At 63.7% G+C, this 12852-nt stretch carries 15 protein-coding genes and 1 tRNA gene; 6 read left to right on the top strand and 10 right to left on the bottom strand.

Translation table 11 applies throughout. The features are described 5' to 3' along the window. Positions 1–71: 71 nt before the first annotated feature. Together BM171_RS00495 and ttcA are read right to left on the bottom strand one after the other, a co-directional pair. Entirely contained in the window at positions 72–1472 is a 1401-nt protein-coding gene (locus tag BM171_RS00495; protein WP_093008841.1) for a GGDEF domain-containing phosphodiesterase, read from the bottom strand. Between the two features lie 68 nt (positions 1473–1540). Further along, the gene (gene ttcA, locus BM171_RS00490) at positions 1541–2419 is read right to left on the bottom strand and encodes a tRNA 2-thiocytidine(32) synthetase TtcA (RefSeq protein WP_093008840.1); all 879 of its coding nucleotides are present in this window, start codon (positions 2417–2419) and stop codon (positions 1541–1543) included. A 110-nt stretch (positions 2420–2529) separates the two neighbouring features. On the opposite strand from ttcA, the gene BM171_RS00485 reads away from it, so the two are divergent. Continuing rightward, the gene (locus BM171_RS00485) at positions 2530–3060 is read left to right on the top strand and encodes a superoxide dismutase family protein (protein WP_245760143.1); all 531 of its coding nucleotides are present in this window, start codon (positions 2530–2532) and stop codon (positions 3058–3060) included. 60 nt (positions 3061–3120) lie between these two features. Here BM171_RS00485 and BM171_RS00480 read toward each other — a convergent pair whose 3' ends face one another. The 4 genes from BM171_RS00480 to rpmH all read right to left on the bottom strand — a co-directional run bounded on the left by BM171_RS00480 (position 3121) and on the right by rpmH (position 4503). After that, positions 3121–3381 (bottom strand): hypothetical protein, encoded by a 261-nt coding sequence (locus tag BM171_RS00480; protein WP_093008838.1) that lies wholly within the window; start codon positions 3379–3381, stop codon positions 3121–3123. A 312-nt stretch (positions 3382–3693) separates the two neighbouring features. Beyond that, positions 3694–3927 (bottom strand): membrane protein insertion efficiency factor YidD, encoded by a 234-nt coding sequence (yidD, locus tag BM171_RS00475; RefSeq protein WP_093008837.1) that lies wholly within the window; start codon positions 3925–3927, stop codon positions 3694–3696. Continuing rightward, the gene (rnpA, locus tag BM171_RS00470) at positions 3924–4340 is read right to left on the bottom strand and encodes a ribonuclease P protein component (RefSeq protein ID WP_093009250.1); all 417 of its coding nucleotides are present in this window, start codon (positions 4338–4340) and stop codon (positions 3924–3926) included. Before rnpA ends, yidD begins: the two co-directional genes overlap by 4 nt. A 25-nt stretch (positions 4341–4365) precedes the next feature. Beyond that, the gene (gene rpmH / locus BM171_RS00465; protein ID WP_093009249.1) at positions 4366–4503 is read right to left on the bottom strand and encodes a 50S ribosomal protein L34; all 138 of its coding nucleotides are present in this window, start codon (positions 4501–4503) and stop codon (positions 4366–4368) included. A 326-nt stretch (positions 4504–4829) separates the two neighbouring features. On the opposite strand from rpmH, the gene BM171_RS00460 reads away from it, so the two are divergent. From BM171_RS00460 to BM171_RS00445, 4 genes are all read left to right on the top strand, one after another. Beyond that, a complete protein-coding gene (locus BM171_RS00460; RefSeq protein ID WP_093009248.1) occupies positions 4830–5558 on the top strand; it encodes a TVP38/TMEM64 family protein in 729 nt (242 codons plus the stop codon). 1 nt (position 5559) lies between these two features. After that, on the top strand, positions 5560–6978 hold the full coding sequence (locus BM171_RS00455) for a dihydrolipoyl dehydrogenase family protein (protein WP_093008836.1): 1419 nt from the start codon (positions 5560–5562) through the stop codon (positions 6976–6978). 24 nt (positions 6979–7002) lie between these two features. After that, positions 7003–8382 carry a sensor histidine kinase gene (locus BM171_RS00450; protein ID WP_093008835.1) on the top strand — a complete coding sequence of 460 codons (1380 nt, stop codon included), beginning with the start codon at positions 7003–7005 and terminating at the stop codon, positions 8380–8382. A gap of 69 nt (positions 8383–8451) precedes the next feature. Further along, positions 8452–8528, top strand: a tRNA-Arg gene (locus BM171_RS00445). Positions 8529–8757: 229 nt separating this feature from the next. Here BM171_RS00445 and BM171_RS00440 read toward each other — a convergent pair. After that, a complete protein-coding gene (locus BM171_RS00440; RefSeq protein WP_175497463.1) occupies positions 8758–9888 on the bottom strand; it encodes a hypothetical protein in 1131 nt (376 codons plus the stop codon). Between the two features lie 120 nt (positions 9889–10008). Between BM171_RS00440 and BM171_RS18815 the strand changes: the two genes are divergently transcribed. Further along, on the top strand, positions 10009–10260 hold the full coding sequence (locus BM171_RS18815) for a hypothetical protein (RefSeq protein ID WP_175497462.1): 252 nt from the start codon (positions 10009–10011) through the stop codon (positions 10258–10260). Positions 10261–10388: 128 nt separating this feature from the next. Here the strand turns inward: BM171_RS18815 and BM171_RS00435 are convergent, their stop codons facing one another. Genes BM171_RS00435 through BM171_RS00425 form a run of 3 tightly spaced genes read right to left on the bottom strand, consistent with a single transcriptional unit; the run spans position 10389 to position 12852 of the window. Next, positions 10389–11501, bottom strand: a complete 1113-nt coding sequence (locus tag BM171_RS00435; protein WP_093008833.1) for a protein-glutamate methylesterase/protein-glutamine glutaminase — start codon at positions 11499–11501, stop codon at positions 10389–10391. After that, positions 11501–12367 carry a CheR family methyltransferase gene (locus BM171_RS00430; protein ID WP_093008832.1) on the bottom strand — a complete coding sequence of 289 codons (867 nt, stop codon included), beginning with the start codon at positions 12365–12367 and terminating at the stop codon, positions 11501–11503. The genes BM171_RS00435 and BM171_RS00430 overlap by 1 nt, the downstream gene beginning before the upstream one ends. Continuing rightward, on the bottom strand, positions 12364–12852 hold the full coding sequence (locus BM171_RS00425; RefSeq protein ID WP_093009247.1) for a chemotaxis protein CheW: 489 nt from the start codon (positions 12850–12852) through the stop codon (positions 12364–12366). The genes BM171_RS00430 and BM171_RS00425 overlap by 4 nt, the downstream gene beginning before the upstream one ends.

The following is a 12852-nucleotide window of genomic DNA, read 5'->3' as shown; positions in this document are numbered from 1 at the left end:
GGCGGTTTGCGTGCGCCGGGCGCCGGGCACGCGGCTCAACCATGGCACCGCGTTTTGCCGGCTTGGCCCGGTCACGCGCGGCGCGGTAGAGGCGGCGCCTTGATGATCTGTGCCTCAAAGGCGGGCAGCCATTCCGCGAACTTCTGCGCGGGCATGGGGCGGGCGATGCAAAAGCCTTGAACGTGATCGCATCCGAGCTGCGCCAGTAGAGCATGTTCCGCCGCGCGCTCCACCCCTTCGGCGACAGTTTCGAGGCCAAGCCGATCAGCGAGTGAGAGAAGGGCCGTGACCATGCGCCGCTGCGCGGGATCACGGTCGACTTGAGCCACGACGCTTCGGTCGAGCTTGATGCGTTGGATCGGAAGCGCACGCAGAGTGGTCAGGGGCGCGGCACCCATCCCGAAATCGTCGAGGTCGATGCCGCAGCCGATCCCGGCGAGTTGCCGAACGGTTCCGGTCACAGCGTTGTCGCGCATATATGCCACGACGGTTTCGAGTATCTCGATCGCGAGCCGGTCGGCAGAAATCCCGTGCCGGTCGAGCTCCCATTTCAAGTAGGTCACGAGCGTGGGGTCGGTCAGCTCTGCCGCGCCGAGATTGATCGAAACGCGGGGTACGATGAGACCAGCGGCATCCCTGGCGGCCAGCGCCTCGAGCGTGCCGGTGATCATGGTCCGCGCGAGGTGCTCGATCCGACCGGAGCGCTGTAGCGTCTCTAGAAACTGCGATGGGGGGAGCACGCCGCGTTCGGGATGCTGCCATCGAGCAAGAGCTTCCGCCCCGCTGACCCGTCCGCTCGAGGTGCAGATCTGCGGCTGGAACCACGGTACGATTTCACCGGCCTCGAGCGCGGTTGCCAACTGGCGCGCCAGATCGCGGCGCGCCTCGATGTCGCGCGCGATGCCGGGGGTCCAGACGGCGACGGCCTGATTGCCGCGGACAAGCGCCCGGTCGAGCGCATCCTCCGCCCGGGCGAGGCAATCGGCAGCGGGTGGCCTGCTGCCGGGTGCCGACGCGATCCCGAGACGTGCGGACAGACGAAACTTTTGCCCGGAGAGTGTCAGCGGCTCATCCAGCGCAGCCTCGACGCGGCGGCCGAACAGCTTTGCCTGATCGGGGGGCAAGGCCAGTGCGATGGCGAAGCGGGCATCCCCGATCAGTGCTACAACGTCGTGCGGACGGAGCATGTCGGTGAGCCGGTCGCGGCAGATCGTCCGCGCATCGCGCAAGACGGATTGGCCAAGTTCGGTCGCGACCTCGGCCAGCCCGCGTATTTCCAGGATGACACAGGTGGGCACGAGACCCGCGCCGCCAGGCCGCGACCAGAGCAGGTCCGCCCGAGAAAGAAACGCGTCCACACCGACGATACGTTTTGCCTCCAGGCCCGTGCCCCCACGCGCGTCTTCAGCGGCCGGCGGGCGAAAGAGCGCGCGCCATGCCACACGTATCCGTCGCGCGATCTGTTCCCACATGAAAGCCGGCCCTTAGATGTTTCCAATTTGTTCCGGGCGACACTAGGCGCGATTCGTTGAAGACCCGATTAACGCAGCTCGGGGATCTCCGGCACCGCCTCCTGCTCCTCGGGCGCGCCGATGCTGAGACCGGCGAAATCAAAGAGCTTGGGATCCAGAAGATGAGACGGGCGCGCGTTCATCAGCGCGCGGAACATGACCTGCCTGCGTCCGGGGCTGTTGCGCTCCCATCCGTCGAGGATCTGCTTCACTTGCTGGCGCTGCAAGCCGTCCTGGCTGCCGCAGAGATCACACGGGATGATCGGATACTTCATCGCGTGGGCGAACTTCTCGCAATCGGCTTCCGCGACATGAGCGAGCGGGCGGAAGAGGAAGAGATCGCCTTCCTCGTTCACGAGCTTCGGCGGCATCGTTGCAAGCCGTCCGCCGTGAAAGAGATTCATGAAAAACGTCTCGAGGATGTCGTCGCGGTGATGGCCGAGAACGACGGCGGTGCAGCCTTCCTCGCGTGCAATGCGGTAAAGGTTGCCGCGGCGCAGGCGCGAGCAGAGCGCGCAATAGGTTCGGCCCGCCGGCACCTTCTCCTTCACGATGGAATAGGTGTCCTGGTATTCGATCCGGTGCGGCACGCCCATGCGTTCAAGAAATTCGGGCAAAACCGTCGCGGGAAATCCGGGCTGTCCCTGGTCGAGATTGCAGGCCAGAAGCTCGACCGGCAGAAGTCCGCGCCATTTCAACTCATGCAGGACCGCGAGCAGCGTGTAACTGTCCTTTCCGCCCGACAGGCAGACGAGCCATTTCTGCTTTTCTGCGGCCGGCTCGACCATGCCGTAGTGTTCCACCGCCTCGCGCACGCCTTGCACGATGCGTTTGCGGAGCTTCTTGAACTCCGTCGATTTCGGCGCGCCCTCGAAGAGCGGATGGATGTCATCGGCATTGTCGAACATGTCGCCTCTCATGCCAAAAGGCGCACGCGAAGGGAAGCGAAGAGCGAAATGGGAACACAGGCTGCGCCACGTTGTTGGGTCCGAGATATCTTAATGAGGAGATGAGATTCATGTTTACCAGATCCCTTATCTGCGCCGCTGCGCTCGCCGCTGGCATGGCGCATGCGCAAAGCGATGCTTCGGGCGAGATGAGCCCGGCTGCGATGGCAACGCTCGTCAATGCCGATGGCGCGGAGGTCGGTGAGGTGCAGATCTTCGAGGCGACCGAAGGTCTTCTGCTCCGCGTCTCCGCCTCGGACATGGAGCCCGGCTATCACGGCTTCCATTTGCACGAGACCGGAGCCTGCGAGGGTGATTTCACCTCTGCTGGCGACCACTACAACCCGGACGGGTCCGAGCACGGGCTGCTCGCCGGCGATTCGGCGCATGCCGGTGATCTGCCGAACATCTTCGCCTCGGATGCAGGCGAGGTGCGCGCGGATATCCATGCGGCGCATCTGACGATGGACGGCGATACTGCACCGATCATGGATGACGACGGCTCTGCCTTCATCATTCACGAGAACGCCGACAGCTATCAGGCCGAGGCCGGTGCAGGCGGCCGCGTGGCGTGCGGCATCGTCGAGATGGCAGGATCCTGAAGCCTGTCTGTCCTGCACGGATCAATGCCCCGGCTGTGCGCCGGGGCGTTTTTTATCGGTCTACCATCTGTGCCAAAGCCTGGTTTGGATATGGTGCCTGACGGCGTCGGGGCGCGGCGCTCCGTCCCCAAGTCCCAGATCGGCGCGCAGGTAGGCGGGCAGGTCGTGTTCAGCGATAGGCCGCGCTTTGCGCCGCTTCAACCCGAACGCCTTGGCCGCGGTCCTCAAGAGAACGCGCCGCAACCCATGCCGAGCGATGATGCGGTCGATTTCAGTCTCCGTCCGGGTATCGGCCGGGGTCAGGTAATGAATGTTGGTCATGGCGCTCCCGCCAAAAGCGGGCTCCCTTGAAACGGCGCGCGGGCAAGACGGATGTCTGAAGTCGAGTCGCGGCGAGATTTATCTGTGATTAAAAATCGAAGCTTGGCGGGCGCGGGTGGCCTGCCAGGCGCGTGGTTTACCCTTGGCGGATGCCGGTAAACGATCGCGCGAAGGACACTCCGGTGCAGGAGAGGTCAAAAGCATAAAACATATGGCCCCTCCTTCGTTGCTGTGGGGTGAACCTCAGCACGACATACACTGCCGCGACAGCTTTACCTAGAGGAAAATTCGGGAACGTGGGCTTGCGGTGCTTTATCGCCTGCGGCGCGGCGGCACGTTATCGATTCCGCTGCCGCCCCAGGGATGGCAGCGCACGATGCGCCGGAGAGCGAGCCAGCCGCCTTTCACCGCGCCATGGGTTTCGAGCGCTTCGAGCGCATAGGTCGAACATGTCGGGTCAAAGCGGCAGGAGCGTCCGAGCCAGGGCGACAGGAAAAGGCGATACCCGTGGACGGGCAGGGCAACGATGCGGGCGAGGGGGCTCATTCGGCCCGCCCGTGCAACTGGTGCAGGGCATAGGCGAGATCGGATTTGAGCGCATCATAGGGTCGCTCGGCGGTGACGTCGCGTTTGCCGATCAGGACATAATCCCATCCCGGACGGCCCAATTCGGCCACGACCTCGCGCGCGGCGGCCCGAAGGCGCCGCTTGGCGCGGTTGCGGGCAACCGCGTTGCCGACTTTCTTGGAGCAGGTGAAGCCAAGGCGGATCACGGGCTCGCCGGGCGCACGGATCCTGCCCTGCACCAGCATGCTCTTGGTGCCTTGCTTGTCAGCCCGAGCGGCACGCAGGAAATCAGCCCGGCGCTTGATCGTGGTGATCGTCGGGGCGTCCGCGCATGACAAAGCCGCCGAAGGCGTTGTCCCGTCCTGAGGGTCGGGGGCCTTCGGCGGCGTCATCATAAGTCTCCGAAGCAGGGTGCGCTTACGCGCTCAGCTGCTTCCGGCCGCGTGCGCGGCGTGCGTTCAGGATCTTGCGGCCGGCCTTGGTTGCCATGCGCGCGCGGAACCCGTGGCGGCGCTTGCGCACCAGGTTCGAGGGTTGAAACGTGCGTTTCGACATGTGTCTGTCTCCGTCGTCTCGGGCCCGGCGGCGCGACGCCTCGGGGCCGATGAATCTCTTGAAGCCCGCGCTATAGGCAAGATGCGCGATCAAGTCAAACGCCGCCTTGACCCGGCGACGCGATTTCTTGCGCGGCTCGTCTTGCATGTCAGACGCGGTTGGCCCGTGCAACAAAACCGCGCCGATTGTTACAGAAACCATCGCGACGGCAGGGGTTTTGCAGCCTTGCGATCAATGCGACGTGAAGGCGCTGTCGCCCGGCACCTCGCGGCCGCATGTACCTTGGCAGGCAACATGCACGAGGGGGCCTCGAAATGGAGACCGACATGACTGAACGCGACAAGGGATCGAGTGCGCTCGTCCGCAAATTGCCATTGATCGCGATCGTTCTGGTCGCGGCGGTCGGGGCCTTCACGCTGCGCGACTACCTGACATTCGACACTCTACGAGAGAATCGCGAGGCGCTCCTGGCGTTTCGCGACGAGAATTATGTCGCGACGGTTTTGGCCTTCATGGCGGCCTATATCCTGATCGTCGCCTTCTCACTGCCCGGTGCGACCATCGCGACGCTGACGGGCGGCTTTCTGTTCGCGACCTTTCCCGGTGCGCTCTTCAACGTGACGGCGGCCACCATCGGCGCGACCGCGATCTTTTCCGCCGCGAAATGGGGCTTCGGCGAGAAGATGGCCGAGAAGATGAACGCCTCGGACGGACTCGTGCGCCGCATCAAGACCGGCATCGACGAGACGCAATGGGAGATGCTCTTCCTGATCCGCCTCGTTCCCGCCGTGCCGTTTTTCGTGGCGAACGTCGTGCCGGCCTTTGTCGGTGTCTCCCTCTGGCGCTTCGCGGTGACGACCTTCCTCGGCATCATTCCGGGCGCGGTGGTCTACACTTCGGTCGGTGCCGGGCTTGGCCAGGTCTTCGAGCGGGGCGAGACGCCGGATCTCGGGATCATTTTCGAGCCGCACATCCTGCTGCCGATCCTCGGGCTCTGCGCGCTGGCCGCGCTGCCCATCGTGCTGAAAGCCGTGCGCGGCAAGAAGGAGCTGTAAGATGAACTCAATCAAGACAGATCTTCTGGTGATCGGCGCAGGCTCCGGCGGTCTTTCCGTCGCGGCGGGTGCGGCGCAAATGGGCGCGGATGTCACGCTGCTGGAGCGGCACAAGATGGGCGGCGATTGCCTGAACTACGGCTGCGTTCCCTCGAAAGCGATCATCAAGGCGGGCAAGATCGCCCACGAGATGCGTCACGCGGCGACCTACGGCATCGGTTCTGCCGAGCCGGAGATCGACTACGCGGCGGTCAAGGACCATGTGCACGGCGTCATCGCGAATATCGCGCCCCATGACAGCCAGGAGCGGTTCGAGGGGTTCGGCGTGCGCGTCATCCGCGAAAACGGCCGTTTTGTCTCCGAGGATACGGTCGAGGCAGGGGACACCCGGATCACCGCGCGGCGGATCGTCATCGCAACCGGCTCGAGCCCTTTCGTGCCGCCCATTCCGGGCCTCGAGGAGGTGCCCTACCTGACGAACGAATCTCTTTGGGATCTGCGTGAGAAGCCCGCGCATCTCATCGTGATCGGCGGCGGACCGATCGGCATGGAGATGGCGCAAGCGCATCGGCGTCTCGGCTCCGAGGTGACGGTGCTTGAGGGCGAGAAAGCGCTCGGCAAGGATGATTCCGAACTCGCCGCCATCGCGCTCGAGCGGCTGCGCGGCGAAGGGCTCGTGATCGAGGAGAACACCAAGGCCGCCAAGGTGCGCGGCGCCGCAGGCGCGATCGAGGTCGAGGCCGAGGATGGCCGCGTCTTCAAGGGCTCGCACCTTCTGGTCGCGGTCGGGCGGCGGGCCAATACGGACGGGCTCGACCTGGAGACAGCCGGGATCAAGACCACCAGGACCGGTGTGAAAGTCGACGACCGGCTCCGCACGACGAACAAGCGGGTCTACGCGATCGGCGATGCCGCCGGCGGGCTGCAATTCACCCATGTCGCGGGTTACCACGCGGGCGTTGTCGTCCAATCCGCGCTTTTCGGCCTGCCGGCAAAGGCGAAGACAGCGCATCTGCCTTGGGTGACCTATATCGAGCCCGAGCTCGCGCAGGTCGGCCTCACCGAAGCTCAGGCGCGCAAACGGCACGGACCGAAGCTCGACGTCGTGCGCTTCGACTACGACGGAAATGATCGCGCGCAGGCCGAACGGCTGACCGACGGGTTCGTCAAGGTGATGGTGTCGGGTGGCAAGCCTGTCGGCGCGTCGATCGTGGGTCACCAGGCGGGCGAGCATATCAATTTCTGGGCCTTTGCCATCGCCAATGGCGTGAAGATGAAAGCGGTCACCAACATGGTTTCGCCGTATCCGACATATGGAGAGCTTAACAAAAGGGTGGCCGGAGCCTACTTTTCCCCCAAGTTGTTCGACTCGTCGGCAGTCAAGCGTGTGGTCCGTCTGGTGCAGCGCTACCTGCCCTGATCTTTCGAGGGCCCGCCAAACTTCATGCTGCGAACGCTATCCGGTCGATTTCTGATACTCACGGTGCTGTTCGTGATGCTGGCGGAAGTGTTTATCTTCTTCCCGTCCATTGCCCGTTTCCGCCAGGATTACCTCTTCGATCGGCTCGAGCGGGCGCAGATCGCCTCGCTCGCGCTTCTGGCCGACGACATGATCGATCGCGATCTCGAGGAAGAGCTGTTGCTGAACGCGGGTGTCTTCAACATCGTCCTGAGGCGCGATGCGGCGCGGCAGCTCGTCCTGTCCTCGCCGATGCCGGGCGAGATCGAGAAGACCTACGATCTGCGCGAAGCTGGCCCGCCGATGCTGATCATGGATGCGGTGAAGCGACTCCTCGACCCCGAGCCCGCGCTCGTGCGTGTCATAGGCAGTCCTTCGCGCGAGGCGGGGCTTCTCATCGAAGTGACGATGGACACGACCGAGCTCCGCGCCGAGATGATAGAATATGGTGTGCGCATCCTGTTTCTGTCGTTGGTGATCTCCGTCATCACGGCGGGCCTGTTGTTCATCGCGGTGCGCCAGCTCTTGGTGAAGACGATCAAATCGGTTGTGCGGAACATGCAGGCCTATGCGGCCTCGCCGGAAGATACCCGCCGGATCATCCAGCCGACATCGCGCGTGACGGAGGTGCGGGAGGCCCAAGAGGCGCTGCAATCGCTTCAAACGCAGCTCACGCAATCCTTGCGGCAGAAAGAGCGTCTGGCACAGCTCGGCGGCGCGGTGGCACGGGTCAGCCACGATTTGCGCAACATCCTGACGTCGGCGCAACTTTTCACGGACCGGATCGAAGCGTCGGAGGACCCGACAGTCAAACGCATGGCACCCAAGCTCGTGAATTCGATCCAGCGCGCGGTGAGCCTTTGCGAGAGCACGCTCGCCTTCGGCCGTGCCGAGGAACCCTCCCCGACGATGACCCGCTTCAACCTCGCCGAACTCGTCGAGGATGTGTTCGAGGCCGAACGGCTTGCCATCGGTGACGACGATGTCTCGCTGTCGGCGGATGTTCCGGCCAGTTTCTCCATTCGGGGCGATCCCGAGCAGGTGCATCGCATGATCTCGAATCTGGTTCGGAACGCCCGGCAGGCCATCGCCGGGAGCGGCCAGCCGGGAGAGATCGCGGTTTCTGCCCGGTCGGGCGAGGCCGACTGGGTCATCGAGGTCTGCGACACCGGCCCGGGTTTGCCGCCCAAGGCGAAGGAATTCCTGTTTCAGGCGTTTCAGGGCAGCGCGCGCAAGGGCGGCGTAGGCTTGGGCCTCGCCATCGTGTCCGAGCTGGTAAAGGGGCATGGCGGCACGCTGGAACTGGTGCGGTCGGACACAGACGGCACACTCTTCCGCATTTGCCTGCCGATGGGCGACTACTGAGCTGCGGTAGAAATTTCCCTCAAGCGGCTCTTGCAATCGCTGGGCACGCCGGATAGATCGCCCGGACACGGACCGATAGCTCAGCTGGATAGAGTACCTGACTACGAATCAGGGGGTCGGGGGTTCGAATCCTCCTCGGTCCGCCACTTTCCCCCTCGATGTCATGTAACGGACCATTTCTGGCGGTCTCGGTCTTGCGGACGAGTTCGCTTCAGACGTGGTTGCCTTGCTTTGCAGGGCGATTTGCCTGGTTTTTGCCGCAGATGCTTCATGACGCGCTCTGATCTGGTTCGCGCGCGCTCCTCCAAAGCTGAAGAAACACGTTTCAGAACGCATATCCGGCCGAGACGCGAAGATGACCGCCAGCGGAAGATCCTACGCGAAGAAGACATCCTCGAGCACAGCATCCTCGGACGGTTTCGTCGAATCTTCGATGAGGCTCAGCGATTGACCGATGACGTGATCATGCAAGTCGCGCTCTGACGCCATGGTATAGAGTGATCTGATCTCGTCGACGGCCCCCAAGTCTTCCGGTGCAATCGCGAATCGCGGTGGGGTCGGCGGAAGGTTTAGACGGATGATTTCATTCGAAACGAAGTCTGTCAGAAGCTTGACCGCCTCGTCGATTTCAGAGGTGCCGCTGGATTGGGCGATCTGCATTGCACGGTGAAGAGCGTCGCTCAAATTGTCTGAGTGACGCGTGATGACGCAAACTGCCTCAACGCTGTCGGCATCGGCCGGTATTTCGCCCGGCGTGTTGAACAGCTCAGCGGCGAGCTGCTGGAGGTGCATTTTTTCTGCGATCATTCGCGTGCGCTGGCCGATCGCGGTCGTGGCATCGCGCAATTGTCGGGCAATCTCCATCATGGCGAAGCCATCTTCTCCCGCGCGCCCGGCGACCAGTGTCGCGTTGACACCCAAAAGATGCATCTGCTCCTGGATTTCCGCCAGCTCTTCCGTCTTTTTGCTTGCTTCCGCATAGCGCGCGGCAACGGCCGCCATACCGCTGCCAAGGTGGGTCCGGTCAGTCTCCAGGCCCTCGAGCCCTGAAACGAAGTCGCGTGCCAAGCCGGATATATCGACGAGAGCTTTCATCTTCTCGGAAGCTGCAAGATCACGCAGTTGCGCGAAACAGGCTGAGCGATAATCCGAGATGTCAGAGAAGGCAGACAGCGTAGATGCTATCTCGCTCCGCACCGTTTCGGCCGCCGAAGCCAGTTGCAGGGCAGCAAGATCGCCAAGGCGGCACTCGAGCTGCTTCTCTGAAGCGTCGGCGATCTCGACAATTGCGGCCACATGCTCGATGCGTTGCCGGAACGTGTCTCCGGCTTGCAACCGCGGGATCGCCGCCTCAAGCGCTCGATCGGTCGCACCGACCGCGCCACGCGTGCCTGCCGCGAGCTCCGCGATGACGCGTTCCTCGGAAACGCGCCGGACCAGCGCGCTCATCCGGTCTGCTTGCTCGGTCAGTGCAAGAGCGCGACGATGCATTTCCTGAAGCTTCAAGCTTGTCGCCTTCAGGACCTCTTCGTTCTTCAGGAGCGTGGTCCGAAGCTCTGCAAATATCGTTTCCGCGTGGGACAACAGATGCCGCGCCGTGTCTGAAAATCGTGAGAGAGTTTCCGCATGGTCGACCACGCTGACGCTCACGACCCGAGATTGGATCGCCAAGATGCTCGCCATGCGAAGGTCTCCGGCCTGATCGGACAACAGCCTTTGGAGGTCCATGGCTTGTTGTCCAAGCTCGCACCCTGTCTGTGCAAGGTAGTCGAACCTGCCGGCGACACGGTTGACGTGCATACGCGCCGTTTCCGTATCCGCCAGAAGACGTTCCTGTCCTGCCGGCCCGGTGGCAGCCTCGATCGTCTCGACCGTTGACGCCACACCGACTATTTCGGCCTGCGCCGCGAAAAGACAGGCCGATGCATCCTCGAACACTGTCTCGATCACGGCGAGAAGGGCCCGCAACCGGGTGGAGGACAGGTATCGTCGCGCATCCTCAAGGCTCATGCCGCGCCTTTCTCGAAACTGAGCCGCCGAAGCTCGACGGCCAAGCGATTAAGCGGCACGATCTGTTCGGCGGCGCCGAGCTTGTGAGCTTCCCCCGGCATGCCCCAGACGACCGAACTCGCTTCATCCTGGATCAAGGTCCGCGCGCCGACGCCGCGCATCTCGGAGAGACCGCGCGCGCCGTCGTCCCCCATGCCGGTCATGAGGCACCCGATCGCCGCGCCGCCCGATGCAGAAGCGACCGACCGGAAAAGGACATCGACTGAGGGCCTGTGGCGTGAGACCTGCGGACCTTCGCGGATCTCGATCCGGTACCCCCGTCCTTGGCGCTGCACCAGAAGGTGCCTGTTCCCCGGCGCGACGAGGACTGTCCCGACTTCGGCGCGGTCGCCGTCCCGCGCCTCGCGCACCTGGACCGAACACAGGCCGTCGAGGCGGGCGGCAAAGGCGGTCGTGAATTTCTCGGGCATATGCTGCACGATCACCACCGGGGGCATATCCGGGGCCAGTCCGGGCAGGAGACGCGCCAGCGCCTCGGTCCCTCCAGTTGACGCGCCGATGGCGATCATCCTCTGCATATTGGCGGGTGCCCTGTGTCCTGGCAGCAGCGGTGGCAGCATCGCGTCCGCCGTCAGCTTGGGGCCGGCCGAAAAAGGCCCGGCCGTCTTGCCACCGCGACCGGCATTCCGCCCCGGGCCCGTCCGGCTGCGGATCTGGGCGGCGGCGCGCACGACGTCGCAGAGCAGGACCTGCGCCTCCTCGCGGGCCGCACGGGTCGACAGGTCCGGTTTCCCGATGACGTCGCAGGCTCCGATCTCCAGCGCTTTCAGTGAGGCACGCGAGCCGGATTCAGTGTGGCTCGAGCAAATGACGACCGGGAGCGGATGCTGTGCCATGATCTTTCGCAGGAAGGTGAGCCCGTCCATACGCGGCAGCTCGAGGTCGAGGAGCAGGACATCGGGCAATTCGGCGCGCATCTTCGATGCGGCGTCGAACGGATCGGTGGCCGTGCCCACGACAACAATGCCGGGATCACCGCCCAGAAGATCCGAGAGCGCGCGCCGGACGGATGCGCTGTCGTCGACGATGAAGACGCGGATCGGCGCCATCAGAGAGCGTCCTCCTTCCTGAAAATTCCAGGTGCGACCTGCACCAGATTCAGATGGCCGACTGTCATGGACTCCGAATGGCCGACGATAAGATAGCCGCCGGTCTTCAAATGGCGGCTGCATTCCGCCGTTACGCGCGCCTGAACCTCCGGCTCGAAATAGATGAGAACGTTGCGCAGCATGACGACGTCGAGATCGTGCTCCACCGGGTAGGGCCGATCCATCAGGTTCATCGTCTCGAACCGGACATGGGCGCGTACTTCCGGTACGATCCGGCCAAGCGTCTCGCCCCGTGGCCCCTTTCCCGACATGAGATAATCGCGTGCGAGTTCCGGTGGAACGGGAGCGAGTTCGGCATCGGTGTAGATCGCCCTCCGGGCTATCGCGATCACCCGGCCGGAAATGTCCGTCCCGTATATTGCCCAGGATAGTCGCGGCTCCTTCCGGGCCGCATCGGCCAAGAGTATGGCGGCGGACCATGCTTCGGCTCCGGTGGAGGCCGCGGCGCTCCAGAGACGGAAGCGGACGGGCGTGCGCGATTTCGCGAGCTTTTCGGGCACGATCCGCTGTACGAGGTATCGATAATGCGCCGCCTCGCGAAAGAAATCGGTCTTATTCGTCGTGAGCGCGTCGATAATCTCGGGCATCTCCCGCGCCAGTCCGCCTTGGTCGAGCAGGAACTCGAGATACTCGTCCAGCGAGCGGTAGCCCCCTTCGGTCATGCGCCTGCGGAACCGCGACTCGATCATCAGCGCCTTGGACGCGGGCAGCTTTATCCCGGTCCGGGTCTCCATGATGGAGCGGAAGCGCTCGATCAGCCCGGACGCCCGCGTTGATGTGGCTCTTTCGGGCAGAAGATCCCTCATGTCGCGGACATCACAGGGGTTTCACCCTGCTTGAGGCTCGCTTCGAAAAGCCCCATCAGGCGAAGGACGGAGATGAAGGCGCCGTTGCGCCGGCCGATGCCCGAGACCATTGCCTCGTCCCAACCGAGCAGACCTGCCTCGGGCAGCGGCGCACTTTCTGCATGATCAAGCTCCGTCACCTCGAACACGCGATCCAGCCGCAGCCCGACGATGTGCGAGGCTTCCTCCGCGTCGGGGCGCAGCACGACAATCCGCGTATCAGGATCGTCAGCACGCGGCGGCATGCCCATCAGCAGCCGCAGATCCACCACCGGAACCGAGACACCGCGCCGGTCGATCAGGCCAAGCAGATGCGCCGGCGCATTCGGAAGTGGTGCAACTGGCTGCGCGTCAAGTATTTCCACGACAGGCGCCACTGGCAGCGCAAAAAGCGCATCCGCAAGGCCGAAAGTCAGCACCACGCCGGTTCTCTCGGAAGCTGCCAT

It is taken from the genome of Roseivivax halotolerans, assembly GCF_900115815.1.
Classification (GTDB): domain Bacteria; phylum Pseudomonadota; class Alphaproteobacteria; order Rhodobacterales; family Rhodobacteraceae; genus Roseivivax; species Roseivivax halotolerans.
Note: the sequence above shows the minus strand (reverse complement) of the source record. Positions and strands in the feature narration are given on the sequence as shown.

Coding starts and splice junctions, on each gene's coding strand:
- BM171_RS00495 (WP_093008841.1), bottom strand. CDS start 1,472: ATGTGGGAACAGATCGCGCGACGGATACGTGTGGCATGGCGCGCGCTC.
- ttcA (WP_093008840.1), bottom strand. CDS start 2,419: ATGTTCGACAATGCCGATGACATCCATCCGCTCTTCGAGGGCGCGCCG.
- BM171_RS00485 (WP_245760143.1), top strand. CDS start 2,530: ATGTTTACCAGATCCCTTATCTGCGCCGCTGCGCTCGCCGCTGGCATG.
- BM171_RS00480 (WP_093008838.1), bottom strand. CDS start 3,381: ATGACCAACATTCATTACCTGACCCCGGCCGATACCCGGACGGAGACT.
- yidD (WP_093008837.1), bottom strand. CDS start 3,927: ATGAGCCCCCTCGCCCGCATCGTTGCCCTGCCCGTCCACGGGTATCGC.
- rnpA (WP_093009250.1), bottom strand. CDS start 4,340: ATGACGCCGCCGAAGGCCCCCGACCCTCAGGACGGGACAACGCCTTCG.
- rpmH (WP_093009249.1), bottom strand. CDS start 4,503: ATGTCGAAACGCACGTTTCAACCCTCGAACCTGGTGCGCAAGCGCCGC.
- BM171_RS00460 (WP_093009248.1), top strand. CDS start 4,830: ATGACTGAACGCGACAAGGGATCGAGTGCGCTCGTCCGCAAATTGCCA.
- BM171_RS00455 (WP_093008836.1), top strand. CDS start 5,560: ATGAACTCAATCAAGACAGATCTTCTGGTGATCGGCGCAGGCTCCGGC.
- BM171_RS00450 (WP_093008835.1), top strand. CDS start 7,003: ATGCTGCGAACGCTATCCGGTCGATTTCTGATACTCACGGTGCTGTTC.
- BM171_RS18815 (WP_175497462.1), top strand. CDS start 10,009: ATGGTCGACCACGCTGACGCTCACGACCCGAGATTGGATCGCCAAGAT.
- BM171_RS00435 (WP_093008833.1), bottom strand. CDS start 11,501: ATGGCGCCGATCCGCGTCTTCATCGTCGACGACAGCGCATCCGTCCGG.
- BM171_RS00430 (WP_093008832.1), bottom strand. CDS start 12,367: ATGAGGGATCTTCTGCCCGAAAGAGCCACATCAACGCGGGCGTCCGGG.
- BM171_RS00425 (WP_093009247.1), bottom strand. CDS start 12,852: ATGGCAGCTTCCGAGAGAACCGGCGTGGTGCTGACTTTCGGCCTTGCG.